Annotated in this window: 18 protein-coding genes; 17 read left to right on the top strand and 1 reads right to left on the bottom strand. The window is 75.7% G+C overall.

Annotation, left to right across the window (positions count from 1 at the left end; all coding sequences use genetic code 11):
- Positions 1-61: 61 nt before the first annotated feature.
- Together J4G33_RS03205 and ilvD are read left to right on the top strand one after the other, a co-directional pair.
- Positions 62-733: a 4a-hydroxytetrahydrobiopterin dehydratase gene (locus tag J4G33_RS03205; protein ID WP_208054418.1), complete on the top strand. Its 672-nt coding sequence runs from the start codon at positions 62-64 to the stop codon at positions 731-733.
- A 68-nt stretch (positions 734-801) separates the two neighbouring features.
- Entirely contained in the window at positions 802-2,523 is a 1,722-nt protein-coding gene (ilvD, locus tag J4G33_RS03200; protein WP_208054417.1) for a dihydroxy-acid dehydratase, read from the top strand.
- Between the two features lie 64 nt (positions 2,524-2,587).
- Here ilvD and J4G33_RS03195 read toward each other — a convergent pair whose 3' ends face one another.
- The gene (locus J4G33_RS03195; RefSeq protein WP_307793698.1) at positions 2,588-3,814 is read right to left on the bottom strand and encodes a cytochrome P450; all 1,227 of its coding nucleotides are present in this window, start codon (positions 3,812-3,814) and stop codon (positions 2,588-2,590) included.
- A 97-nt stretch (positions 3,815-3,911) separates the two neighbouring features.
- On the opposite strand from J4G33_RS03195, the gene J4G33_RS03190 reads away from it, so the two are divergent.
- The 15 genes from J4G33_RS03190 (at position 3,912) to J4G33_RS03120 (ending at position 24,630) form a co-directional block, all read left to right on the top strand.
- A complete protein-coding gene (locus J4G33_RS03190; protein ID WP_208054416.1) occupies positions 3,912-4,955 on the top strand; it encodes a 3-oxoacyl-ACP synthase III family protein in 1,044 nt (347 codons plus the stop codon).
- Positions 4,952-5,740 carry a glycosyltransferase family 2 protein gene (locus J4G33_RS03185; RefSeq protein WP_208054414.1) on the top strand — a complete coding sequence of 263 codons (789 nt, stop codon included), beginning with the start codon at positions 4,952-4,954 and terminating at the stop codon, positions 5,738-5,740. The genes J4G33_RS03190 and J4G33_RS03185 overlap by 4 nt, the downstream gene beginning before the upstream one ends.
- Positions 5,737-6,906: a cytochrome P450 gene (locus J4G33_RS03180; RefSeq protein WP_208054413.1), complete on the top strand. Its 1,170-nt coding sequence runs from the start codon at positions 5,737-5,739 to the stop codon at positions 6,904-6,906. Before J4G33_RS03185 ends, J4G33_RS03180 begins: the two co-directional genes overlap by 4 nt.
- A complete protein-coding gene (locus J4G33_RS03175) occupies positions 6,903-8,507 on the top strand; it encodes a class I adenylate-forming enzyme family protein (protein ID WP_208054412.1) in 1,605 nt (534 codons plus the stop codon). The genes J4G33_RS03180 and J4G33_RS03175 overlap by 4 nt, the downstream gene beginning before the upstream one ends.
- A complete protein-coding gene (locus J4G33_RS03170; RefSeq protein WP_208054411.1) occupies positions 8,504-9,496 on the top strand; it encodes an NAD-dependent epimerase/dehydratase family protein in 993 nt (330 codons plus the stop codon). Before J4G33_RS03175 ends, J4G33_RS03170 begins: the two co-directional genes overlap by 4 nt.
- Positions 9,497-9,617: 121 nt before the next feature.
- The gene (locus J4G33_RS03165) at positions 9,618-10,454 is read left to right on the top strand and encodes a hypothetical protein (RefSeq protein ID WP_307793697.1); all 837 of its coding nucleotides are present in this window, start codon (positions 9,618-9,620) and stop codon (positions 10,452-10,454) included.
- A 66-nt stretch (positions 10,455-10,520) separates the two neighbouring features.
- On the top strand, positions 10,521-10,796 hold the full coding sequence (locus J4G33_RS03160; protein WP_208054409.1) for a hypothetical protein: 276 nt from the start codon (positions 10,521-10,523) through the stop codon (positions 10,794-10,796).
- Between the two features lie 122 nt (positions 10,797-10,918).
- Complete coding sequence (locus J4G33_RS03155; protein ID WP_208054408.1) at positions 10,919-12,034, top strand: hypothetical protein; 1,116 nt, start codon at positions 10,919-10,921, stop codon at positions 12,032-12,034.
- Positions 12,031-12,528 carry a hypothetical protein gene (locus J4G33_RS03150; RefSeq protein ID WP_208054407.1) on the top strand — a complete coding sequence of 166 codons (498 nt, stop codon included), beginning with the start codon at positions 12,031-12,033 and terminating at the stop codon, positions 12,526-12,528. Before J4G33_RS03155 ends, J4G33_RS03150 begins: the two co-directional genes overlap by 4 nt.
- A gap of 64 nt (positions 12,529-12,592) precedes the next feature.
- Positions 12,593-12,859, top strand: coding sequence for a hypothetical protein (locus tag J4G33_RS03145; RefSeq protein WP_208054406.1), 267 nt, complete (start codon positions 12,593-12,595; stop codon positions 12,857-12,859).
- Positions 12,860-12,995: 136 nt separating this feature from the next.
- On the top strand, positions 12,996-17,366 hold the full coding sequence (locus J4G33_RS03140; protein ID WP_208054404.1) for a type VII secretion EssC family protein: 4,371 nt from the start codon (positions 12,996-12,998) through the stop codon (positions 17,364-17,366).
- A 23-nt stretch (positions 17,367-17,389) separates the two neighbouring features.
- Positions 17,390-20,245, top strand: a complete 2,856-nt coding sequence (locus tag J4G33_RS03135) for a fibronectin type III domain-containing protein (protein ID WP_208054403.1) — start codon at positions 17,390-17,392, stop codon at positions 20,243-20,245.
- Positions 20,242-21,213 carry an AAA family ATPase gene (locus J4G33_RS03130; protein ID WP_208054401.1) on the top strand — a complete coding sequence of 324 codons (972 nt, stop codon included), beginning with the start codon at positions 20,242-20,244 and terminating at the stop codon, positions 21,211-21,213. The genes J4G33_RS03135 and J4G33_RS03130 overlap by 4 nt, the downstream gene beginning before the upstream one ends.
- A 1-nt stretch (position 21,214) precedes the next feature.
- A complete protein-coding gene (locus tag J4G33_RS03125) occupies positions 21,215-22,396 on the top strand; it encodes a DUF58 domain-containing protein (protein WP_208054400.1) in 1,182 nt (393 codons plus the stop codon).
- Complete coding sequence (locus J4G33_RS03120) at positions 22,393-24,630, top strand: transglutaminase-like domain-containing protein (RefSeq protein ID WP_208054399.1); 2,238 nt, start codon at positions 22,393-22,395, stop codon at positions 24,628-24,630. Before J4G33_RS03125 ends, J4G33_RS03120 begins: the two co-directional genes overlap by 4 nt.
- Positions 24,631-24,638: the final 8 nt, after the last annotated feature.

Here is a 24,638-nt window from a genome sequence, read left to right as displayed (position 1 = left end):
GGTGGTCCTGCGTCAACCGCGAGGACGGTTGAGTGTCGGTGCGTGGTGCGACAGTGGGGCCATGAGCGAGCTGATGCGTGACTCCGAGGTGACCGAGGCACTCGACCACCGCCACTGGCGGGTCGTGCTGGGGAGGATTCGTGGAACCTTCCGTACCGGCTCGTTCACGCGCGCTCTCGAGCTGACCCAGCGGGTCGCCGCGGTCGCGGAGCAGATGGACCACCACCCGGACGTCGACCTGCGCTACGGGTCGGTCCATCTCTCGTGCGTCTCCCACGACGTCGGCGGGCTGACCGCCCGCGACGTCGCCCTCGCGAGTGCCGTCTCGGCAGTGGTCGACGAGCTGGGCGTCGAGGCCGCCCCGACGGCCTCCCAGGCCCTGGAGATCGCGATCGACGCCCTCGACATCCCCGCCGTCCTGCCCTTCTGGCGCGCCGTCCTGGGCTACGTCGACGAGCCGTCGCCCGCGGAGGGCGCCCTGCCGGCGCTCGCGGATCCCGCGGGCCGGGGGGCGGCGGTGTGGTTCCAGCAGATGGACGAGCCGCGTCCGCAGCGCAACCGCATCCACCTCGACGTCTCGGTCCCGCACGACGTCGCCGAGCAGCGTGTGGCTGCGGCCCTCGCCGCGGGAGGGCATCTGGTCAGCGACACACGGGCCCCTGCCTTCTGGGTGCTGGCCGACAGCGAGGGCAACGAGGCCTGCGTGTGCACCTGGCAGGCCCGGGAGGGCTGAGACAGGGTCATCCGTCCGCTCTGCGATCCTCGCGCCCGGCCCACCGACGGCCGTCCTAGACTCCCGGCATGAGCGAGACGAGCACCGCAGGGAACGCCGGGACCCCCGACATCAAGCCGCGCAGCCGCCAGGTCACGGACGGCCTGGAGGCGACCGCGGCGCGCGGCATGCTGCGCGCGGTCGGTCTGGGCGACGAGGACTTCGCCAAGCCGCAGATCGGCGTCGCGAGCTCGTGGAACGAGATCACCCCCTGCAACCTGTCCCTCGACCGCCTCGCCAAGGCCGTCAAGAACGGGGTGCACGCCAACGGCGGGTACCCCCTCGAGTTCGGCACCATCTCGGTCTCGGACGGGATCTCGATGGGCCACGAGGGCATGCACTTCTCGCTCGTGAGCCGCGACCTGATCGCCGACAGCGTCGAGACCGTCATGCAGGCCGAGCGGCTCGACGGCTCGGTGCTGCTCGCCGGCTGCGACAAGTCCCTGCCCGGCATGCTCATGGCCGCCGCCCGCCTCGACCTGGCCTCCGTCTTCCTCTACGCCGGCTCGATCGCCCCGGGCTGGGTCAAGCTCGAGGACGGCACCGAGAAGGAGGTCACGATCATCGACGCCTTCGAGGCCGTCGGGGCCTGCTCGCGCGGCCTCATGAGCCGCGAGGACGTGGACCGCATCGAGCGTGCGATCTGCCCGGGCGAGGGCGCCTGCGGCGGCATGTACACCGCCAACACCATGGCCTCGGTGGCCGAGGCCATGGGCATGTCCCTGCCCGGCTCGGCCGCACCGCCCTCGGCCGACCGCCGGCGCGACACCTTCGCGGTCCGCTCGGGAGAAGCCGTGGTCGAGATGCTGCGGAAGGGCATCACCGCGCGCCAGATCATGACCAAGGAGGCCTTCGAGAACGCGATCGCCGTGGTCATGGCCTTCGGCGGGTCGACCAACGCGGTCCTGCACCTGCTCGCCATCGCGCACGAGGCCGAGGTCGACCTCACCCTCGCCGACTTCGCCCGGGTCGCCGAGAAGGTGCCCCACCTGGGCGACCTCAAGCCCTTCGGCCGCTACGTCATGAACGACGTGGACCGCATCGGCGGCGTGCCGGTGGTCATGAAGGCCCTGCTCGACGCCGGGCTGCTGCACGGCGACTGCCTCACGGTCACCGGGAAGACCGTCGCGGAGAACCTCGCCGACGTCGCCCCGCCCGACCCTGACGGCAAGATCCTGCGGGCCATGGACAACCCGATCCACCGCACCGGCGGGATCACGATCCTGCACGGGTCGCTCGCCCCCGAGGGAGCCGTGGTCAAGTCTGCAGGCTTCGACTCGGACGTCTTCGAGGGGACCGCGCGGGTCTTCGACCGCGAGCGGGCCGCGATGGACGCCCTCGAGGACGGCACCATCCAGGCCGGGGACGTCGTCGTCATCCGCTACGAGGGCCCCAAGGGGGGCCCCGGCATGCGCGAGATGCTCGCGATCACGGGGGCCATCAAGGGGGCCGGGCTCGGCAAGGACGTGCTGCTCCTGACCGACGGCCGGTTCTCGGGCGGGACGACCGGCCTCTGCGTGGGGCACGTGGCCCCCGAGGCCGTCGACGGCGGCCCGATCGCCTTCATCCGGGACGGGGACCGCATCCGGCTCGACGTCGCGCGCGCGACCCTCGACGTGCTCGTGGACGCCGAGGAGCTCGAGGCCCGTCGCGAGGGCTGGGCCCCGCTGCCCCCGCGCTACACCCGCGGCGTGCTCGCCAAGTACGCCAAGCTCGTCCAGTCGGCCAGCACGGGCGCCGTGCTGATCTGACGCAGCCCTCGGGGGGCGGCGCCGGTGCAGGAGGTCCTGCCCGGCGCGGCCCCGGCGCACCTGGTCAGGCGCGGGCGACCTCGAGGCGGGCGTAACCAGGGACCAGCACCCGGCGCTCGGCCCTGCGCCGCACGACCCGCAGGGCCACGCCGTCCCCCCAGAGGGTCTCGAGCAGGCGGGAGACCTCCGTCCTCGCGAGGGCGGCGCCCAGGCACAGGTGGCGCCCCGCCCCGAACCAGAGCTGGCGGGTCTCCGGCAGGTAGGGCCGGTCGACGCGGAAGGGCCCCGGTGCCGTGGTCGCGCTCCAGGTCAGGATCATGACGCGCTCCCCGGCCCGCAGGTGGCGCCCCTCCACCTCGACGTCGGCCTGGACGCCGCGGCCGATCACCGAGGCCGGGCTCGTGCTGCGCAGGCCTTCCCGCACGGCACCGGTCAGTGCCCGCGAGCGCTCCTCGGGGGAGCGCATCGCGGCCAGCAGCCTGTGCTGCTCACCGGTGTCGATCAGCAGCGCCGTGGTGCGCGCCATCGCGCTCGCGGAGGTCTCGGTGCCCGCGACCATGAGCAGGCTCGCCAGCCCGGTCGTCTCCTCGAGCCCGAGACCCAGGGCACGGCACCGGCCCAGCAACGACTCCTGGCCCGCGTGCCGCCACCCGTCGGGCACCCCCGCGGTGAGCCGGCCGACGATCTGCTGGGCGGCGTGCACCTGCGCGGGGGACAGGACCGTGCTCGCGGCGCTGCCCAGCGCCAGGGAGGCCAGCTCCTCGCCGGTACGGAAGGCGGCCTCGGCCTCGCGGTCGGTCGGCCACGCCGCGGAGCTGTCCGCGCGGTCCGGTGGCGCCGGCATGCCGAGCAGACCGATCATCATGCGGCCGACCAGGACCCGGGAGAGGTGAGCGACGTCCAGCCTCTCGCCCGCACGCAGCTGCTCGCGCGCCTGGGCCAGGCGCCCCTGCCACGCCGTGTCGACCAGGACGGAGGAGGTCGCCTCGGTGAACAGCTCGCGCGACCGGCTGCGAAGGTCGTGGTGCCCGGGACCGTCGAACAGGTCGAGGACCCACGGGCCCAGGATCTGCGCCCAGAGGTGGCCGACTCCTCCCTCTCCGACCAGGGTGAAGGAGCGGTGGTCGCCCAGCACGCGTCGCCCGACGACGGGGTCCGCCGTCACCCAGCCGAGGTGCGGGACGCGGACCACACCGCCGCGCCGGGCGAGCAGGTGGCCCGTGAGGAGCAGCCCGGCCATGGCCGGGCGCGCCCGGACGAGCAGGCCGATCTCGTGACGGGTGGTCAGCACGGGCACAGTCCAGCACGTCGGACCCGCACCCCGCGCGGGTCGTCCACACGGCGCCGGGCGGCGTCGCGAGGGTCGCGGTGGTGGCTACGCTTCCGCCATGCCTGCACCTGTCGCCGTGATCGCCGGCGTCGGCGTCCACCTGCCCGAGCGCACCGTGGACGTCGCCGACGCCGAGCGAGAGCTCCACCGGCGCAGCCCGGACGCCGCTCCTCGCATCCCCATGGTGTCCCGCCTGACCGGCGTGCGACGGGTCCACGTGCTGCCCGACGACTGGAACGCCTCGGACCTCGCCGCGGCGGCCGGAGCCAAGCTGCTCGCCGAGCACGGCCTCGCCCCCGAGGACCTCGACCTGCTGATCTTCGCCTCGGCGAGCCAGGACATGGTCGAGCCGGCCACCAGCCACATCGTCGCCGCTCGCCTCGGTGTGCGCGCCCCGGTGATGGACGTCAAGAACGCCTGCAACTCGGTGCTCAACGGTCTCGAGGTCGCCGAGGCCCTCATCGCCACGGGCAGGTACGCGACGGTCCTCGTGGTGTGCGGCGAGGCCCCCTCACGGGCGGTCCGCTGGGAGGTGCCCGACCGCGAGACGTACCTGCTCTCAGCCCCCGGCTACACGATGTCCGACGCCGGGGCCGCCGTCCTCGTGCGCGCGGCGACCGAGACCGAGCGCGCCACTGCCGAGGGGACGGCGCGACGAGGGATCCTGGCGAGCGCCTTCGGCGCCGACTCGACCCACTGGGACGTCGGGATGCTCCCGGGGGGTGGCACGGCGTACCCGCGCGACCTGGACCGCACCTACTTCGAGATCGACGGCTCGCGGCTGCGCGAGGCCTTCCTCGCCCTGGGGCCAGGGGTCGTGCTGCGTGCCCTCGACGAGGCGGGCCTCGGATGGGACGAGGTCGCCCTGGTCGCGGTGCACCAGGTCGCGGTGCCCTACCTCGAGGACGTGCGTCAGGCCCTCGGCCTGCCCGCGGGCAGGACCCTGGTCACCGTGGCGGACCACGGGAACGTCGCGTCGGCCTCCCTCCCGCTCCAGCTCGCCGAGGCCCTCCAGCACGGCACCGTGGGGCCCGGGGACGTCGTGGTCCTCGTGGGGCTGGCCGGAGGCATCTCGATCGGCGCGATGGTCGTGCGCCTGTGAGCGGGGTCGACCAGACCGGTGGCTCCCAGGCGGTGCGGCTGGCGGTCGTGGTACCCGCGCGGGACGAGGCCCACGGCATCGGCGCGACCCTCGCGGCGCTGCGCGACCAGGAGGACCCGGACTTCGACCTCGTGGTCGTCGACAACGGGTCGAGGGACGGCACGGGGGAGGTCGTGCTGCAGGCCGCGCGGGACTGGGACAGGCCCCGGTGGCGCCTGGTCCACGAGGAGCAGAAGGGCACGGGGGCCGCGGCCGACACGGGCATGCGCGCCGCGATCGCGGCCGGGGCGACGCACCTGGCGCGGACCGACGCCGACTGCCTGCCGACCCCGGACTGGACCGCGCGCGTCCGGGCCGCCTTCGCGACCGGGGACGAGCTCGTCGCAGGCCGGCTGGTCCCACGCACCGACGACCGTCCCGTCTCCCGGGTGCAGCAGGCGGTGCTCGGGTCAGCCGTCGTGGTCGCGAGCACCTTCGGGCGGTACCGGCCGGGCAACCGCGACGCCTCGTACCTCGGGCCCTACGTGATGGCCCCCGGGTGCAACATGGCGATCACGTCCGACCTGTACCTGCGGGCCGGGGGGTTCCCGCGGACGGCGATCGAGGACCTCCACGAGGACCGGGCGCTCGTCAACGCGGTGCGCCGGCTGACGACGGCGTACGGCGCCCACCGGGAGGTCGTGGTCCGTGCCTCGACGCGTCGCGCCCACGCCTGGGGTCTCGTGCGCACCCTGGGCTGGTACGCCGACCACCGCTACCGGCCCGAGGTCGTGGACATCCGATGACCGATCCGCTCGTGTGGGAGGAGCGGTTGCAGCGTGCCGCCCACCCGGTCGTGTATCCGGCCATCCGCTCGCTCAGGCGCAGGCCGGCGGTCCGCGTGCCCGGGCTCGGCGTCGTCGTCAGCGATGCCGCCACGGCGCGCGCCGTCCTGCTCGACACCGAGCACTTCTCGAAGGTGGGCCCGGGTGCGCCCTCGGACCTGTGGACGCCCGTGCTCGGTCCCGCGGTCCTGCTGAACATGGAGGGGGCCGAGCACGCGAGCCTGCGCCGGGCGCTCAGCGGGCTGTTCACCCCCCGGGCCGTCCGCGAGCTCACGGCCCCGGTGGCGGGCGCAGCCCTGCACGACCTCTCCGCGCGCCTGCTCGCGGGCCGCCGGGTCGACCTCGTCGCCGAGGTCTCCGAGCTGGCGGGTGCGGTGATCTGCCGCATGACGGGTCTGCCGCCCACGGACGCCGCCGTGCGCGGGGCCTTCCGCGCCGCCCAGGAGATCGTCGGCCTGGTCCGGCTGCACCGACGGCGGCTCACCCCGGCCCAGGTGAGACGGGCCCGGCAGGTGCTCGGCGACCTCGGGCGACCTGCCCGGACGGCCTACCGGGCCGGGGACGAGGCGACGGTCCCCGGCCGGATGCGGGCCCTGGGGCTGAGCGAGCGAGAGGCGTTGGGCGCCGTGGGCGCCTTCGTCCTGACGGGCACGGAGACGATCCAGTCCTTCGTCCCGCGGCTCGTGGCGATCACGCACGACGCCGGGCACCTCGGGTCCCTGCTCGGCACCCCCGCGGGCGCCCTGGAACGCACCCGGGTCGTCGAGGAGGCCCTGCGCGTGACGGTCCCCTCGCCGGCGATGCTGCGGTCGGTGCGGGCGAGCGCGACGGTGGCCGGGGTGCCGGTCCGTGCGGGGGACCGCGTGGTGATCGCGACGGTCTCCTGCTGCCGGGCCGGCGGCCGGTTCGACCCGTCGGCCCCCGCCGACCCGGCGATCCGGCACCTGTGGTTCGGGGCCGGCCCGCACTTCTGCCTCGGGATGCCGCTCGCGATGGCCCAGGTCGACGCCGTCCTGGACGCCCTCGCGCCGGTCGCGTCGGCGGGGAGGACGCTGCGGGTCGTGGACCGTGCCGCGGCCCGCGGGGTGCTCATCCCGTCCTACCGCCGCCTCGGGGTCGCCGCGTGAGCCACCTCGTCGACCTCGTGCTCGCCCAGTGCGAGCGAACGCCCGAGGCGGTGGCCCTGCGGTGGTGGGGCTCGACCACCGGCCGCGAGCGTCGGACGCCCGTCGAGGTCACCTACCGCAGCCTCGCGCGTCAGGTCGAGGCCACGGCTACGGGTCTGTCGCGGCACGGGCTGCGCCCTGGGGGGCGGGTGCTCTTCTCGGTGCGGCCGCGGCCCGAGGGGGTGGTCCTGGCCCTGGGCGTCGTGCGGGCTCGCGGCGCGGTGGTCTTCGTCGACCCCGGCTCGACCCCGGAGCTCTTCGCGGCCCGGCTCGCGGCGGCAGCGCCGACGATGGCAGCGACCGAGTCCCTGCTGCACGCCCTCGCGACGGGTCCCTTGCGAGGGGTCGCGCGGCGGCGTGGGCTGCTGCTGCCGCGCTGGGCCCAGCTCGACCTGCAGCACCTCCACACCGGGCCTCGGCTTCCCGGTGTGCCGCGGGGGTCGGTGCGTGCCGCGGCCCTCGCTCGCCCCGCTGCCGCCGCGACCGGTTCCTGGCAGGTCGACGGGACGGATGGGCAGGGGGCGGGGCACGCCGAGGACGAGGCGCTGGTGGTCTTCACCTCGGGCACCACGGACGCACCTCGTGCGGTCGTGCACACGGCTGGCTCCCTGGCGGCGGCGACGGAGCTCCTGGGGGCGGTCCACCGGCTGGAGCCCGGCGAGGAGGTCCACACCGACCAGATGCTGCTGGGCCTCCCGGCCCTGCTGTCAGGGGCGACCTGGTCGATCCCCGCCCGTGCGCCCGCGCAGGACGTCGTCTCCTTCGCGGCGCGCGCTGCCGACGCGGCGAGCACCTACCTCGTGCCCGCAGACGTGACCGCGCTGCTCGACGCGGTCGAGGCTGGACGAGCGCCGGCCCGCTCGGCGCGGCGGGTGCTGGTCGGGGGTGCCCCCGTGACGGCGGCGCTGCTGGCCAGGGCCGTGCGCGTGCTGCCCGAGACGCGGTGGACGGGGGTCTACGGCATGACGGAGATCCTCCCGGTCGCGGTGGTCGAGGCCGAGGAGAAGCTCGCGCACACCGGTGAGGGCGACCTGGTCGGGCGGGTCCTGCCCGGTGTCGAGGTGCGTATCGACGGCGAGGAGCTGGTGCTCTCCGGCCCGTCCCTCATGCGCGGCTACCTCGGAGCCTCCCCGGTGACCGAGCACCGCTCGGGGGACCTCGCCCGGGTCCAGGACGGTCGTCTCGTGCTCGTCGGGCGTGCGCGGGACATGATCATCCGGGGCACGGTCAACATCTACCCCGGCTTGCACGAGCCGCGTCTGGCACGGCTGCCAGGGGTGCGGGCGGCCGCCCTCGTGGGCGTGCCGCAGGAGGACGGCGACGAGAGGGTCGTCCTCGTCGTCGAGGGGGACCGCACGACGGCCGACGCGCTGCCGAGCGCGCGCACCCCGCTCACGTCAGCGGTGACCCACCAGCTGCCGGAGGTCCTGGACCACGGCGCGCTGCCCGACGCCGTGGTCCAGGTGGGACGGATGCCCGTCGCCGGCCGGAGCCGCAAGCCCGACCGGCGGGCGCTCGTGACCCTCGTGCAGCCACTCCTCGGACCGGAGCAGGGGCGATGAGGCTCGCCGTCACGGGTGCCTCGGGGTTCGTGGGAGGTGCGGTGGCCCGTGCGGCTGTCGCCGCCGGGCACGACGTGACCACCTTCTCGCGCCGCCCGGCCGGCGTCGACGGGGCGACCCACATGACCTGGGACCTGCTGGACGGTCCGCTCGACGCGCGAACGCTCGACGAGCTCGGCGAGATCGACGCGCTCGTCCACGCCGGGGGAGCCGTCACCGACTGGGGCGACCCGGCCACGGTGCGGGCCGCGAACCTCGACGGCACCCGGGCGGTGCGCGAGAGCTTCCCGGCCGCGCGCCTGGTGCACATCTCGACCGCGAGCGTCTACGACCCGTTCCGCCCGACCCGCCAGGGACGCGAGGAGGAGGCCCCCGTCACGCGGTACCTCGGGGCCTACGGGGCCTCGAAGGCCGAGGCCGAGCGGTACCTCCTCACCGAGGCCGTACCCGGCCCGGGCATCGTCGTGCTGCGACCGCACGCGGTCTACGGACCGGGGGACACCACCCTCCTGCCGCGGATCGAGGGGTCGGTACGCGGCACGGCGGGACGCAAGATCGTCCTGGTCGCCGGGGACGGGCTCACCCCCCACTCCCTGACCCACGTCGACACCCTGGTGCGGGCCGCGCTCGCGGCGACCACCGTCCGCGTGCCGCCCAGCAGCGGCGGTCGCGTGCCTGCCGGGCGTCAGGTCCTGGTGGCCAACGTGGGTGACGCCGAACCCGTGGTCCTGCGGGAGGTCCTCGTGGACCTCCTCGCGCGGCGAGGTCACGGGCGGGTCCGGGTCGTCGGTGTGCCGGTGGCGGTCGCCACGCCGCTCGCGCGCGCGGCCGAACGGTGGGCGCGGTGGGTGAGGGCGCCGCACCCCCCGCGACTGACGCCGTACGTGATCAGCCACCTGGCCCTCGAGCGCACCCTCGACCTCACCGCCCTGCGCGAGCATCTGCTGGAGCCGCCGGCGACGGACCTCACCGGCGCCGAGCGCTGGTGACGAAGCCCGCGCGGGAGGTGCAGCCACCGGCCGGTAGGCTGCCACAGCGCCAGGCCGCCGCCGACGGGCCGGCCGCTGCCCGGGGGGAACCATGCTGCGTGTCACGTTGCGAGGAGCCGGTGTGCCCACCGTCGTCCTGGGATCGGGGGAGACCCTCCTGGTGGGTCGCGACCCGCACGGCGCCGTCGCCGACTCGGACCCGGACGCCGAGCTGCGCCGCACCGCCCTGACCTTGCCGAGGGCGGCCCCGCACGTCTCGCGGGTGGTCGGTGAGGTCGTGGTCGGTGAGGAGGTCGTGCGTCTGCGGTGGCGTGGGTCCACCGAGGCCCAGCTCTCGAGCCTGTTCGACGCCCCCGGTGGAGCGCGGAGGGTCGCGCTGACGGACGGGATGGCCGCCCTGCTCGACGAGGGCGAGAACCACGTCCTGCTGCTGCGCGGCCGCCAGACCGCGCCGGGGCAGTACGGAGACCTGGTGCTCGTGGTCGACGTGACCGTCCCGGCGGCCGAGCATCCCGTGGTTCTCGAGGGGGTCCCGGTCCCCGACCTCGACGGCGCCCCCACCGCGCCCGCGCCCCGGCTCGAGGCCTGGTCGCGCGAGTGGTACGTCGCGCTGGCCCTGGCCGAGCCGTGGCTCGTCGGGGCGGACGACTACCCCCGCCCGCCGTCGAACCGGGAGATCTACGAGCGCATCCTGACCTGGCGCGGGCACGCCTGGAACCTCGAGCGTGCCCAGCGGGTCGACGACGCGATCAGGGTGGTCGCCCGGATGGCCTTCGGCCCGGCCGACGACCCGTTCTCCCAGGGGACGGGCCGGGTGCAGAACGTCCGGTTCGCGGTCGGCCGCCGCGCGGCCGAGGTGCGCCTGGTGACCGCCGAGGACCTCGGGGTGGTCGAGGCCGCCCGGGCCCGCGGCGCCGGCCTCAACCCGGAAGGTTCCACCCCCGGCGCCCTGTCCTGATCCGCGTCGGCCGACCTAGCGTCACCGATGTCCCCGCACGGGGGGCCTGACGCGAGGAGGACCGACGTGTACGACAAGACCACGTTCCACGGGATCGACCCCGAGTACAGCCGTGAGCAGGCCCGGGCCATGCAGGCCGGTGCAGGGGATCTCTCGAGCATGGTCGGAGCGGTCAGCTCCCTCCTCAGCCAGGTCACCTGGACCGGCCCCGGTGCGCAGCGCTTCGTCGCCGAGTGGGACGGCGCCCTGCGCCCCGAGCTCGAGGCTGCGACCGAGAACCTCCAGCAGAACGCCGCCGAGCTCGCCCGTCGTGCCCAGATGCAGGAGGAGGCGAGCCGCTGAGGCTCGCCTCGTGGCGGAACCTTCCACCCCCCGGACGCTGGCCCCGCGTGCCACGCCCTCCCTAGCGTCGATCACGCCAACCCCAGCCGCTCGCCGCTCCATCCCCTTCGCAGGAGGCACCGATGTTCCAGGGCTCTGACGTCGACGGACTCGACTCGATCGTCCGCACGATGAACGACTCGGCCGACTTCGCCGACAACCTCGTGACGGTGCTGCGCGCCCTCGCCGCGGCGATGGAGGCGATGTCCTGGACCGGCTGGGCGATCGCCTTCGCCCGCTACCTCCGGGGCGTCGTCATCCCGTGGGTGCAGTCCGTGTCGCGCTACCTGCGTCGCTTCGCGTCGGTGCTGGCCCTGATCTCCTCGACCCAGAAGCGTGTCAGCGCCGACTCCCCGACGGTCCACATCCCGGCCCACCAGTTCCAGCCGACCACGCTGCCTGCCCTCTCGGCCGCCCGCGGGCCGGTCCTCGTGGCCCCCGACACGGCCGTCACCCCGCCCTCCGCGGGGGGCGGGTCCGCCGGTGGTGCCGCCCAGGTGGTGACCCCCGTCTCGATCGGCTCGGTCACGGTCCACGTCAACGGTGCTGCAGGGGGCAGCGCCGGGGTGACCGCACCCGAAGGGCCCGTGACCCGGCCCGACGGCGGTGGCGGGGCGGTGGGCGGGGCGTCCACCGGCATCTCCGCCGGGGGGATCGCTGCCGGTCTGGTCCGGGACCCGGGCACGGCCGCCGGCCAGGTCCTCGGCGGCATCGTCGGGGGAGCCGTGGGCCACGCGGTCGGGGGAGGGACCCTGGGCGAGACCGTCGCCTCGGCGGTCGGCGGTGCCGTCTCGGACCGCCTGTCCGGCGGCGGCAGCGGTACTGGTGGCTCTGGACCGCTCGGGACCGGCGCGGTGCTCGGAGCCGCGACCGACGCGGGGCAGGACGGCGTCCCGGGCGACCCGCCCGTGGCGTCGACCGCCGTGCCGTCCTCGCCGGTCGGCACGGGGGCGGGGCTGGGAGCCCCGGCCAGCCCAGGGGCAGGCGAGGGCCCGGTGCTGCCGCCGGTCGCCGCGGCCGAGGCCGGTGGCATCCCCGTCGCGGCTGCCGCCGCACCTCTCGGCCTCGCGGCCCTCGGCGCCGCGGGCCTGGGTGCGCTGCGGGGCGAGGCGCTGCGCGAGGCGGACGAGGCAGGCGATCCCGAGCAGGGTGGCGGCCTCGACGTCCGGAGCGCCTCCGAGGGCGAGGCCGCGCGATGAGCCCCGTCGACGAGCCCCGCACGGTCGAGCACCCCGGACCGCTGCTCCCTGGCGGACCGCGCTTCACCGTGGACCTGCCCGACGGGTGGACGGCCGAGCCCGCCCCGCGTGCCCTCGCGGTCCTGCGTCCCGTGGCCGCCCCGTCCACCGGCGTGGCGAACCTCACCGTCACCGCTGACCTGGTCCCGGTCGGGACCACGGCCGCCGCGGTGCTCGAGGCGATGCTCGCCCAGTACCCGGGCCAGGTTGCGCGGCCCGAGGGGGGCGAGGACCCCGGGCGGGCGCGCGCCGACCTGACGCGGCACCACGAGGGGAGCCCGGTCGAGCAGCGGGTGGACGTCCAGCTCGACCTCCCCGAGCTCCCCGGCGGCCTCCGCCACGCCCTCACCGTCGTCTCGACCTGGTCGACCACGACCTCCACCGACCTGCGCGAGGCCCTGGCCCACGCGCACACCACCGTCCGGCTCGGCACCGTCGAGCCGGTCCAGGCCTGACTGCACGGCCGTACCACTGATGGCTCGGGCACACGGCCCGGTCACGAACCCGAAGGAGAGCACCATGAGCAACGTCCTCGGCATGGACATCAACGCCGCCCGCGACCTCGTCCGCATCATGAACGTCGACGCCGACCAGATCACCCAGATCACCTCGCGCCTGACCCAGCAGCTCCAGGCGACCCCCTGGTACGGACCCGACGCCCAGCGATTCAACGCCGACTGGACCGGCCAGTACGTCCCGGCCCTGCAGCGTGTCGTCGAGGCCCTCCAGGCCAACGCCCTGTCGCTCTCGCAGCAGGCCGACGACCAGGAGCTCGCCTCGAGCTGAGCCGGTGGGGCGACCCGCGCCGTCCTGGGCGGGTCGCCCCGGCCCAGCCTCGTCCTCCGCCCTGCACCCCGCTGCCCCGCACCACCCCCGCCGCTGCACCGCCCCGGCGACCGCACCCCGACCCCAGGAGACCAGCATGTGGCGACTGAGCATCCAGCCCACCCGGGAGAGCGGGCTGCGTGCCGTCGACGTCGAGGTCTCTGCCCGTGAGGACGCGCGTGTCGCGGACCTCGCCCGATCCCTCGGGGAGCACCTCGGGGGCCCCTCGAGCGGCGTGCTCCTCGCCCCGACCACCGACGGTGTGCCGTGGCCTGCCCAGCTCCAGCTCTCCCAGGCGCCGCTCCGCACCGGGGCGGTCCTGTCTGTCGCCTCGGTCCCGGCCGACTGGCTCGAGCGTCCCGTGCCCCGCCGTGCCGCGCGGGCGCGGGTCAGGGTCGTCGCAGGGCCCGACGCCGGCCGCGAGATCGACCTCCAGGGGGACGCGTGCACCGTCGGGCGCGGTTCGGCGGCCACCGTTGTCCTCTCCGACCCGCTGGTCTCCCGCCTGCACGCGCGCCTGCTCCTCGCGGGCGGCGTCGTGGTGCAGGACGAGGGCTCGGCGCACGGCACCCGCGTGGGTGGCCGCCCCGTCCTGCGCGCGCAGCCCGTCGGCTGGGGCGAGCGCATCGAGCTCGGGCGCACCGTGATCGAGGTGCACCGCGGGGACGCGCCGCTGCCGTCCTCGGAGGTGGCGGTCCTGCGGCCCCCGCGCTTCGGCGGGCGCCTGGACGCCGAGGAGCTCGAGATCCCCTCGCCCCCGTCGGCCCCCCGCCGGCAGGCCTTCCCCTGGCCGATGATGCTCATGCCCGCCCTGCTCGGCGGGGCGATGTTCGCGATGAGTCGTAGTCCGTTCTCCCTCATGTTCATGCTCGGCTTCCCGATCCTCATGAGCCTCAACCACGTCGTCTCACGCCGTCAGCAGGCTCGCGAGCACGCCGCCGAGCTCGGGGCCTGGCGGGTCGAGGTCGACGAGGCCCTCGAGCAGCTCGACGCGGCAGCCGAGCGCCAGCGGGGACGCGCCGTCGAGGACGAGCCCGACCTCGTCACGGTCCGCGAGCGGGTCCTTGCCCGGCACGTGTCGACCTGGGGCCGGACCCGCGCGGACGAGGACTTCCTGTCGGTGCGTGCCGGCACGGGGCCCAGGCCGGCCGTGGTCACCGCGTCCGTCGCTCGGGGCGGCGAGCGTGCGCAGCGTGAGCTCGCCCTGCGCGAGGTCTCGCGCAGGGCCGAGCTCGCCGACCAGCCGGTCCCGGTGCCCCTCGCTGCGCACCGGCTCGTCGCGATCACCTGCGCCGACCGGGCCCGGGCCGACGCGGCGGTTCGTGCGCTGCTGGTGCGCCTGGCCGCGACCCATTCACCCACCGACCTGACCATCGCGGCGGTCCTCGGTCCCGAGAGCGAGCACGTGGAGACCTGGTTGCGGTGGCTGCCTCACACGGCCCGCCGCATCGCCGGGCTGCCACCGGTCGCCGTCGGCGCCACGGCCGGCGCCGGGCTGCTGGAGGCGCTCGTCTCGCAGGACGCCGTCCGGGCACACACCGTCTGCGTGGTGGACGACCGCGCGGGCGTACCGCGCCGTGTCGTCGAGGCGGTCGCCGGAGAGGCCCCCGAGGCGCAGGTGCACCTGCTGTGGGTCGGCGCCGACCCGGAGCAGGTGCCCGCCGCGACGGACCTGCTCGTCGACCTGGACTCCCGGCGGGTGCGCCGGCGTGACCGCGGGGGAGATGACGTCGTCGAGGTCACCGACGAGCTCGACCTCGCCGCTGCGTGGCAGACGGCGCGGGTCCTCACGGCCTTCCGCGACGAGGCCGCCGTCGTCCCGCCCGACAGCGCCCTGCCCGAGTCGGTGCGTCTGCCCGACCTGGGTACGGACCTGTCCGACCCCGACGACGTCAACGCGGTGCTCGACCGGTGGACGACGGCCTCGGGGCTGCGGGCCCAGCTGGGTGCGGGGGCCGACGGTGTCGTGACGGTCGACCTGCGCGAGGACGGTCCGCACGGTCTCGTGGCCGGCACGACCGGCTCGGGCAAGAGCGAGCTGCTCCAGACGCTGCTCTGCTCGCTCGCGACCAACAACCCTCCGAGCCGGATCACCTTCCTGCTGGTCGACTACAAGGGGGGTGCGGCCTTCCGCGAGTGCGCCGACCTGCCGCACACCGTCGGGTACATCACGGACCTGACCCCCGCCCTCGTGCAGCGGGCCCTGGTCTCGCTCCGGGCCGAGCTGGCTGCGCGCGAGCACCTGCTGGCCGAGCACGGGGCCAAGGACCTGGTCGCCCTCGAGCGGCTCCGGCCTGACCTGGCACCGCCGAGCATGCTGATCTGCGTCGACGAGTTCGCCGCCCTGCTCGGCGAGGTCCCCGAGTTCGTCGACGGCGTGGTCGACGTCGCGCAGCGCGGACGGTCGCTGGGGATGCACCTGCTGCTGGCGACCCAGCGCCCGGCGGGCGTCGTGACCCCGCAGATCAAGGCCAACACCGACCTGCGCATCGCGTTGCGGATGGCCTCGACCGAGGACTCCTCCGACGTGATCGACGCCCCCGACGCCGCTGTCCTCTCGCGCCGGACCCCGGGCCGCGCCTGGCTCCGGCGGACGGGCCACGGCACGCGCGAGCTCGTCCAGGTGGGCTGGGTCGGTGCCCACGCACGGCTCGCCGACGCCGACGGCGCCGTGCAGGTGCGCCCGTTCAGCGCGCGCGCCACGGCCGAGGTCACGACCGGCACCGGACGCGTGCACGAGCGGTCCGACCTCGAGCGTCTCGTCCTGACGGTCGGGGAGGCCTTCGCCCGGTCCGGCCTCCCCGCGCCGTCCCGCCCGTGGCTGCCGCCCCTGCCCGAGGAGGTCCCGATCCTGCGCGGGGACCGCGGCGCGATCCTGCTGGGGCCCGGGGCGTCGGACGAGCAGGCGGTGCCGGGAAGCTCCCCCGAGGTGCGCAGCTGCACCCCCGCGCCCGGCAGCCTGGCGATCGGCCTCGCAGACCAGCCCGACGAGCAGACGCAGCCGCCGCTCGTCGTGGACTACGCGCACGCGGGTCACCTCCTGGCGCACGGCGCCTCGGGCAGCGGGAAGACCGAGCTCCTGCGCACCGTGGCCCTGGCCGCCACGCTCGCCGACGAGCCCGCTCCCTGCCTGGTGTACGCGATCGACGCGGCGGGCGGCGGCCTGGGGGTGCTCGAGGAGCTGCCCTCGGTCGGCTCGGTCGTGGTCGAGCAGCAGCCCGAGCGGGTGCAGCGCCTGATCCGGATGGTGCACCGCACCATCGCCGAGCGCAACGCGCTCCTCGCGCGCCACGGGGTCGCAGATCTCACAGCCCTCGCGGCCGTCGGCGTCGTCATGCCGCGGGTCCACCTGCTCGTGGACAACCTGGGTGCCCTGGTCGAGCAGCTCGACCAGGGCGGGCCGTTGCGCCGCGCGCACGTGGACCAGCTCGCCTCGATCCTGCAGGACGGTCGCCGGTGCGGCGTCCACGTCACGGCTACGACCCCGCGCCGGGCCGGTCTGCCGAGCTCCTTGGCGACCTCGTTCGGCCAGCGGATCGTGCTGCGCATGACCTCGGTGGACGACTACCAGGTGCTCGGGGTGGCGCCGAACGTCCTCGACGACCGCTCGCCCGCGGGTCGAGGTCTGCTCGGTCGGTCCGAGGTCCAGGTCGCGACCGTCGGGGGGGCGGGCACCCCCGACCAGGCGCGACTGCTGCGTGAGATCGCCGACACCGAGCGGGGTCGGTACGCGGCCCAGCCGCCGGTCGCGATCCCCCCGATGCCGACGCGCGTGCCCGCGGACCTCGTGCCCGCCCCGGAGCGCGACGAGGTGTGCCTCGGGGTGGACGCGGACCTCGCGGCAGGCGTCATGCTCCCGCTCCTCGCAGGTCCGCTGCTGGTCAGCGGCCGGTCCCGCAGCGGCCGGACCTCCCTCCTGCTCGGGGTCGCCGAGGTCGCTGCTCGGTCCTCGGTGCCGCCCCGCGCCGTCCTCCTGGTAGGACCCCGAGCACGGGCGGCCGCGGGGGTCGAGGCGCTCAGCGACCAGACCGAGGTGCTGGAAGCCCTCGAGGTGCTCCTGAACGGCCCGGCCCCCGAGGGTGAGGCGTGGGACCTGCTGCTCCTGGACGACGTGCACGAGTGGGAGCGCGGGTGGGAGCGCGGCGGCGAGGACCGTCGCCTCGTCGAGCTCCTCGCGCAGGTGGTCGAGCAGGCGACCTCCCGGCGCACCGCGGTGGTGCTCGCCACCGACGCCGACGAGGCACGGGCACGGCAGCACGTCGCCGGCCCGGTGACGGTCGCTCGGCGGGCTCGACGTGCCGTCCTGCTCGCGCCCGAGATGGCCGACGGGTCCCTCGTCGGGGCCACCGTGCCGATGCACAGCCACGAGCCGATGACGGGCACCGGCCGCGGCCTCGTGATCACCCAGGGGACGACCCGTGTGGTCCAGGTAATATCACCGTCGATCGAGCGGGGGGCGGACCGTTGAGCCGGACGTTCATGCAGGGTGGGGTGCTCAGGCGACTGGTGGGTCGCGGCGCCGATCGTCAGCGTGGCCTGGCCGAGGTGGGCGTCGCGGTGACAGGCGCCGCCCTGGTGCTCGGCGCCGCCGTGGGCAGCGGTGTCGCGAGCACCGTGGTGTCGATGTCCGACGGGGTCACGTGGCTGCCGGACGACGCCACCGGTCAGGTGGTCCAGATCAACCCTGCGACAGGGAGCGCCGAGCGGCGGCTGCAGATCGGTGAGCCGGGCAGCGAGCTCGAGATCAGCCAGCGCGACGGCCACCTCGTGATCGGTGACGCCAGCACGGGGACCATCACCTCGATCGACCTGTCGACCCTGCTCGCCGGGGGGCAGCGGCAGACCGACGAGCCCTCGCGCGTCCTCGTGGGTGGGGGCCTGGCCTTTCTCGTGACGCCCTCCACCGGCGTCGTGCGGATCGTGGACCCCTTGACCCTGCGCGACCTCGCCTCGCCCTACCGCGGCGCGGTGCCCTTCGCGGACGTCGTGGTCGACGGCGAGGGCGAGGTGTGGGTGGTCGACCGGGACGGTGAGCTCCGCAGCCTCACGTGGGACCGCGACGCCCAGGTGCTGAAGGCCTCCGAGCCCCGCCCGGTGCGAGGGGCGGGCGCTGCGACGCGTCTGGTGCCGCACGAGCGCGGGGTCACGGTCTTCGCCCCGGACGGCGGTGCCGTGCTCCAGGCCGGGGTCGGTCGCGATCTCGCCGTCGCCGTCCCGCAGCTGGACGGCGAGGTCCTGCCTGCGGTGACCTCACCGAACGACCTCGCCCCGGCCAGCCTGCCAGGACGCTCGGCCGTGGTGATGCTGTCAGGGGACCGTGTGCTCGACGTCGAGGTCGGTGCGCTGGGCTGCGAGCGCCCGGGGAGCCCGGCCGTCTTCGCCGGCCGCGTGTACGTCCCGTGCACCGGTGCCGGGCGCGTGATCGTGCTGCGGCCGGACGGGTCCCGCGGCGGGCCCGACGTGATCGTCCCGGGCGGACGCGACCCGCGGCTGCTCGTCGACGACGGTCGCCTCGTGGTCTTCACCGAGGACGGCTCCCGCGCGGTCCTGGTCGAGGCCGACGGGAGCAGCCGGCAGATCGACACCGGACGGTCCGGCGCACCGGTGCAGGACCCCGCCAGCGGGAGCGGCGGTGCTCCCGTCGTGATGCCGCCCCCGCGGCAGACCAGCTCGACCTCACCGGAGCGCGCGGTGGGCAACGACCCCGGCAGCGACGCCTCGCGCCCGGGCGACGTCACGCCGCCGCGCGGGGGCCCGGGGCAGGTCACGCCCCCGACGACCGGCGGGACGCGGCCAGGCACCGGGTCCGGGACCGGGGGTGGCACCGGCGCAGGGGGCGGGGGCCGGCCCGACGCCGACGCGCCCGGCCAGGGCACCGTCCCACCAGCCGACCCGGACGTCCCGGACGCCGATCCCGACGAGGACCTCCCCGAGGACGAGATCCTCGCCCCCCAGGGCGTCCTCGCCGAGCTCGGCCCCCAGCAGCCCGACGGCACCAGCGACGCGACCGTGTCGTGGAGCAGTGCACGGACGCCCCCTGAGCGATACCTGGTCCGCGCCCCTGGCGTGGCCCCCGTCGAGGTCGCCGGCACGGCGACCAGCGCCACCCTGCGCAGCCTCGCCTGCGCCACCACGGTCGCCGTGACCGTCGAGGCGGTCGCCGGGACGCAGGTGGTGCCGGCTCCGGCGACGTCGGTCCGGACCCCGGCCTGCCCGCCCGAAGCGCCCGCCCCGGCGTCGGGAGTGGGCGCCGTGGCGGGGGAGGACGGCTCCGTCACGGTCTCGTGGACGCCGTCGACGAGCACCGTGGACTCCTACCTCGTGGGCCCGCAGGGTGGCTCGACGACCTCGGTCGGTGCCGGTTCCACCTCGGTCGTCCTGCGTGACCTGCCTGCGGGCACCGGGCTGCGCTTCGTGGTGCAGGCCGTCCGAGACGGCCTCGTGACGAGCTCCGAGCCCAGCAACGAGGTCGTCGTCGCCGGGGTGCCCGGGCCCGTCGGCGGGCTCGGGGCGACGATGCAGGGGCGCACCGCCGACGCCGTCACGGTCGACGTCTCCTGGTCGGGAGCCGCAGGGCAGGGCTCCACGGTCACGGGGTACACGGTGAGCTGGTCCGGCGGAGGGGCTTCGGGCTCGACCGCCGTCGCCGGGACCTCGACCACCCTCGGGGTCGGCTGCGCCGGGCAGCCGCTGTGCACCTCGGGCGGCACCCTGACGGTGACCGTCACGGCCCGCAACGGGGTCGGGGAGGGGGGTGCGGCAAGCACCACGGTCGCCGTGCCGGCACCGCCCCCGCCGCCACCTGCGAACGGTGACGTGGTCGTGAGCCACGTCCACGCCGGCACCCCTGATCGGTACGCCGAGGAGATCCCGATGTCCGCCGAGCTCAACCCGCCGCAGTCGTGGCGGGAGCACACGGGCGGGTGCGAGCTCGTCGTGGACGGGGTCGGTAGTCCCATCGCGTGCAGCACCAGCGGGCCCGTGCACCTCGGCGGGTTCATCGGCCCGGGGAGCGTGAGCGTGAGCGTGCGGGCCCTGGGCGTGAACGGTGCCACCGTCACCTCTGCCGGCTCGGCGGGTGACATCCCGCCGCGCAACAACTGGGGCCAGTGCGACCGGGTCACGAACCTCTGCACCGAGCCCGTGAGCCTCGAGGACCCCGAGGTCGTCGTCGTGCCGCTGCCCTGGACCCCGGTCCCCGGGGCCCCCGGCGGGCCGGACCGACCCCCGCTCATGGCCACGGGCTTCGGCCTGCTGCTCGCGGCCTGGGTGCTGCGCACCCAGCGGACCACCGGACGCGGCCTGCGACCTGACTCGACCAACCTGATCACCGAGGAGACCCCATGACCGACCTCACCGCCGAGTCCATCGCGGAGTTCCGCGTGCTGCACGGCAGGGTCGTGGACGCGGTCGAGCACGCGGTGCACGGCAAGCGCCCCGTGGTCGAGCTCGTCGTCGCGGCCCTCTTCTCGGGCGGTCACGTGCTGCTTGAGGACGTGCCCGGCACCGGCAAGACGACCCTGGCCCGCGCCCTCGCGGGGGCGCTGGGGGGGACCTCGCGGCGCATCCAGTTCACCCCGGACCTGCTGCCTGCCGACGTGACCGGCACCACGGTCCTGGACCCGGCGACGGGGGCGGTCGGCTTCCGACCCGGGCCGGTGTTCGCGAACGTGCTGCTCGCGGACGAGATCAACCGGGCGGCCGCCAAGACGCAGTCGGCGATGCTCGAGGTGATGGCCGAGCAGACGGTCACCTCGGACGGCACGGCGCACCCGGTCCCGGACCCGTTCCTGGTGGTCGCGACGCAGAACCCGATCGACCTCGACGGCACCTACCGGCTCCCCGAGGCCCAGCTCGACCGCTTCCTGGTCCGGGTCACCCTGGGGTACCCCGACGTCGAGCACGAGCTCGCGGTGCTGCGCCCCGGGAGCCAGGCCGGTGACGTGAGCACCGTCCCGGTCGTGAGCAGCCCCCAGGAGGTCGCCCGCTACCGGCGCCTGCTGACGGGGGTCCACGTCGCCGAGCCGCTGCTGCGCTACGTCCGCGCGCTGGGCGAGGCCACGCGGACCGACCCGCGCAGCCGCCTCGGCGCGAGCACGCGCGCGCTGCGGGCCCTGGTGGGCGCGGCCCAGGTCCAGGCAGCCGCGCAGGGACGCCACTACGTGGTGCCGAGCGACGTGCAGCAGCTCGCCCACGCGGTGCTCGACCACCGGGTCATCCCGACCCGCGAGGCCGTCCTGGACGGGGCGACGGCCCACGACGTCGTGGCGGCGGGGATCGAGGGCATCGAGGTTCCGCGGCCCGTGGCCGCCTGAGGTGGCTGGTCTGATCCGGCGTCGCGTGCGGCCGACGCCGCGGGGCCTCGGCACCCTCGGCCTCGGGCTCCTCGCGCTCGCCGGTGGCGCGGCGGCGGCCTACCCAGGGCTCGTGGCCCTCGGTTCGGCGGCTGTGGGACTGGTCCTCGTGGCGACGGTCTCGGTCCTCCTCCCGGCGCCGCTGGCTGTCGAGCACCACCTCGAGCCCGCCCGGACCCCACGTCTGGGGCGGGCAGCGGCCCGCCTCGAGCTGCACAACAGGTCCTCGTGGGTCCCGGTCGTGGTGGCAGGCACCGACCAGGTGGGGGCCCAGGAGCTCGAGGTCGCCCCGGTGCGACTGCTGCCGGGGGAGCGACGGTCGGTCGAGGTCCCCGTCCCGACCGACCGGCGCGGGCTTCTCCACGTAGGCCCCTTCACCCTCGAGCGTCGCGGTCTGGCGGACCTGGTCCGGGCCCGTGAGGCCCTGGGCGGCAGGTCGACCCTGGTCGTGACCCCGCGCGCCCTCGCCGCGGCCGAGCCTCCGACCGGCAGGCGACGCGGGCACGTGGGGGCCGAGGAGCGGGTCGAGCGCGGTGGGACCGACCTCGTCGGCCTGCGGGAGTACGTCGCCGGGGACGACCTGCGCCGTCTGCACTGGGCGACCAGCGCACGGACCGGGACCCTCATGGTCCGTGAGGACGCCGACCCGGCCCAGCCGCACCTGACCGTGCTCCTCGACGACCGCGCGACGAGTCATCGCGACGACACCTTCGAGGAGGCCGTCGACGTCGCCGCCTCCCTGGTCGGGGTGTGTGCCGTCGCCGGGGTGCCGGCACGGTGCGTCGCCCTCGCGAGCGACCTCGACCTGGCCGTGCCGACGGGGGCCCCGGGGACCTCGGCGCCGCTGCGGGCGGTCGACGAGGTCAGCGACCGGCTCACGGTCCTGGTGCCCGGGGACGGTCGCTCGGGACCGCCCGCAGCGCTGCCGGCCGGGGGAGCGGTGGACGTCCTCGCGGTGATCACCGGACCTGGGGCCGCGGTCGACGAGCTCCTCGTGAACGAGATGCACCCGGCCTCGGTCGTGCTGCTCGTCGTGGACCCTCAGCCGGGTCGGGTGCTCGGCGCCCTCGGCCCCGCGACGGTGGTCCGTGGCCCCCGCGCCGAGGACCTCCTGCGGGGCTGGGACCTGGTGGCCACCCGATGACCCCCCGTCCCACCGGGCCCGCGACGACGGGCTGGGCCCTCGCGCTGCTGCTGGTCGCGGCGGTACCGCTCGCCGCGTCGTTCACGACTCCCGTGGTTCTCGCGCTCGTCCTGGGTGCCCTGCTCGCCCCCGTCGGGATCGTGGCCCTGGGCCGCTGGCTCCGGGTGCCGCCGTGGGGGGTGGCGAGCGGTGGCCTGTCGCTGGTCCTGGGTGTCGCCCTGGCCTTCGCGCGGGCCGAGCCCGCACCCGCGGGGCCGGCGTCGGAGGGGACCTGGCGTGCGGGCCCGGGCGGGTCCCTGGTCGCACCGCTGGCCGACGCCGTGGCCCGCCTGCTCACCGCCCCGCGGCCTGCTCCCCTCGAGCTCGCCCTGCCCGTGCTGCTCCTGTGCGCCCTCGTCAGCCTGGGTGTCGCCCTGGCCCTGGCCCGCGGGTCCGCGGCGCGGCTCGCCCCCCTCGTCGGTGCGGCGGTCATCTACGGCGCCGGGCAGCTGCTCTCGGCGGGGGCCGCCGACGGTGGCGTCGTCGCGACGGCCTGCGTCGTCGTCGCCGCTGCCGGGTGGGTCGTCCTGGACGGCGGCGCCGTGGGCCGCAGCAGCACGGCCGTGCGGCTCGGGGAGGCCCCCCGGCGAGCCCGCGTGGCGTGGACGGTGCGAGGACTCGCGGGTCTGGTGAGCGTCTTGGTGGTCGGTGCGGGCGCCGTGGTGGTGGCCTCGGCCGTCGACGGCAGGCCCTTCGAGCCGCGCGAGCTCGTCGCACCGCCCCAGGTCCCCGCCGACCTGGCGAACCCGATGGCCGAGCTCGCGCGCTGGCAGGCTGAGCCTGACCTCGTGCTGCTGACCGTCGCGGGGGAGCACCCCGGCTACCTCAGCTGGGTCACCTTGCCGGACTTCGACGGAGCCGGGTGGGGGGCGAGCCTGGACCTGCGGCCCGTCGGGTCCGTGGTCGAGCCTGCCCTGGCTCCCGGACGGGACCGTGGCGCGATGGACGTCACGGTCGAGCTGGTGGGCCTCGCCGGGTCCGCCAGTCCCCCCGGCCCGTGGCTGCCCTCGGCCGGACAGGTGACCGAGACCGATCTGACGGGCGCCCTCGTCGACGCCGACTCCGGGGTGCTGATGCTGCCCGTCGGGCAGGACGGGCGGCTTCCTGACGGGCTCACCTATCGCGTGCGCAGCGAGGTCGACCAGCCCGACGCCGTGCGAGCCGCGCGCGCCGGTGTGCCGGCCGGGGACGAGGTCGACCGGTACCTCGCCCTGCCGCGGTTCCCGGCCGAGATGCGCGAGTACGCCCAGGCGGTCGTCGAGGGCGCGAGCTCGCGGGTCGACCAGGCGACCCTCATCGCGCAGGAGGTGCGCGGCGAGCGAGAGCTCGCGACGGACGCGATCGGTGGGTCTTCCTACGTGCGGCTGCGCGAGTTCCTGTTCGCGGACCGCGGCGAGGGTGGCCAGGTGGGCACCAGCGAGCAGTTCGCCGCCTCCTTCGCGGTGCTCGCCAGGGCGGTGGGCCTGCCGTCCCGGCTCGTGGTGGGTTTCGCCCTCGACGAGCCGGGCACCGGATCGCCGGTCACGGTCCGGGGCCAGGACGCGCGTGTCTGGGCCGAGGTCTACCTCGCGGGCACGGGCTGGGTCCGGTTCGATCCGGCACCCGACGCCGCGACGGCCTCGGGCCTGCGTGACGAACCTGAGGAGCAGGACGTCTCCGACGCAGAGCCTGAGCCCGAAGGGCTCCCGGAGGCGCCACCGCCCGGCGCTGACGACGACCCGGTCGCCAGCGACGCGGTGCCCGACGGCGTCGACCGGGGGGGTGTGGTCGTCGCGGTCCTGCTCGCGCTGGCCGGAGCGGCGGGGGTGGTCCTCGTGGGGCTGGTGGCAGCTCGAGGGCTGAGGCGCCGGCGGCTGCGTGCCGCCGGGGCCGTCGGGGCGTGGCAGCTCGTCGCGGACTCGCTCGTGCTGCGTCGCGGACGACCGGCGCCTGCGGCGACCGTGCACGCCGAGGCGCACGAGGTCGCCGACCTCGTGCGGGCAAGCGATCGAGGGACCGCGCGGGGAGTCGACCACGAGGCTGCGGGGCTCGCCCTCGCGGCGGAGGCCGAGGCCTTCGGGCCTCCTGTCGAGGTGGCGACGAGCGACGGGACCTGGGACGCCGCCCGGCGGGTGGAGCGGGGGCTGCGGCGGGGCGCCCCTCGCGGACGCCGACTGGGGTGGTGGATCGACCCGCGGCCCCTGCGGCGCCGCTGAGCGTCTGC

The sequence above is a fragment of the Actinotalea soli genome (genome assembly GCF_017565425.1).
Lineage (GTDB): Bacteria > Actinomycetota > Actinomycetes > Actinomycetales > Cellulomonadaceae > Actinotalea > Actinotalea soli.
The sequence above is the reverse complement of the archived record's forward strand: the minus strand, read 5'-3'. Positions and strand labels throughout refer to the sequence as shown.

Bases quoted from the DNA above. Each gene is read 5' to 3' on its own strand.
- J4G33_RS03205 (WP_208054418.1), top strand. From the start codon at position 62: ATGAGCGAGCTGATGCGTGACTCCGAGGTGACCGAGGCACTCGACCAC.
- J4G33_RS03155 (WP_208054408.1), top strand. From the start codon at position 10,919: ATGTTCCAGGGCTCTGACGTCGACGGACTCGACTCGATCGTCCGCACG.
- J4G33_RS03180 (WP_208054413.1), top strand. From the start codon at position 5,737: ATGACCGATCCGCTCGTGTGGGAGGAGCGGTTGCAGCGTGCCGCCCAC.
- J4G33_RS03190 (WP_208054416.1), top strand. From the start codon at position 3,912: ATGCCTGCACCTGTCGCCGTGATCGCCGGCGTCGGCGTCCACCTGCCC.
- J4G33_RS03120 (WP_208054399.1), top strand. From the start codon at position 22,393: ATGACCCCCCGTCCCACCGGGCCCGCGACGACGGGCTGGGCCCTCGCG.
- ilvD (WP_208054417.1), top strand. From the start codon at position 802: ATGAGCGAGACGAGCACCGCAGGGAACGCCGGGACCCCCGACATCAAG.
- J4G33_RS03170 (WP_208054411.1), top strand. From the start codon at position 8,504: ATGAGGCTCGCCGTCACGGGTGCCTCGGGGTTCGTGGGAGGTGCGGTG.
- J4G33_RS03145 (WP_208054406.1), top strand. From the start codon at position 12,593: ATGAGCAACGTCCTCGGCATGGACATCAACGCCGCCCGCGACCTCGTC.
- J4G33_RS03140 (WP_208054404.1), top strand. From the start codon at position 12,996: ATGTGGCGACTGAGCATCCAGCCCACCCGGGAGAGCGGGCTGCGTGCC.
- J4G33_RS03150 (WP_208054407.1), top strand. From the start codon at position 12,031: ATGAGCCCCGTCGACGAGCCCCGCACGGTCGAGCACCCCGGACCGCTG.
- J4G33_RS03130 (WP_208054401.1), top strand. From the start codon at position 20,242: ATGACCGACCTCACCGCCGAGTCCATCGCGGAGTTCCGCGTGCTGCAC.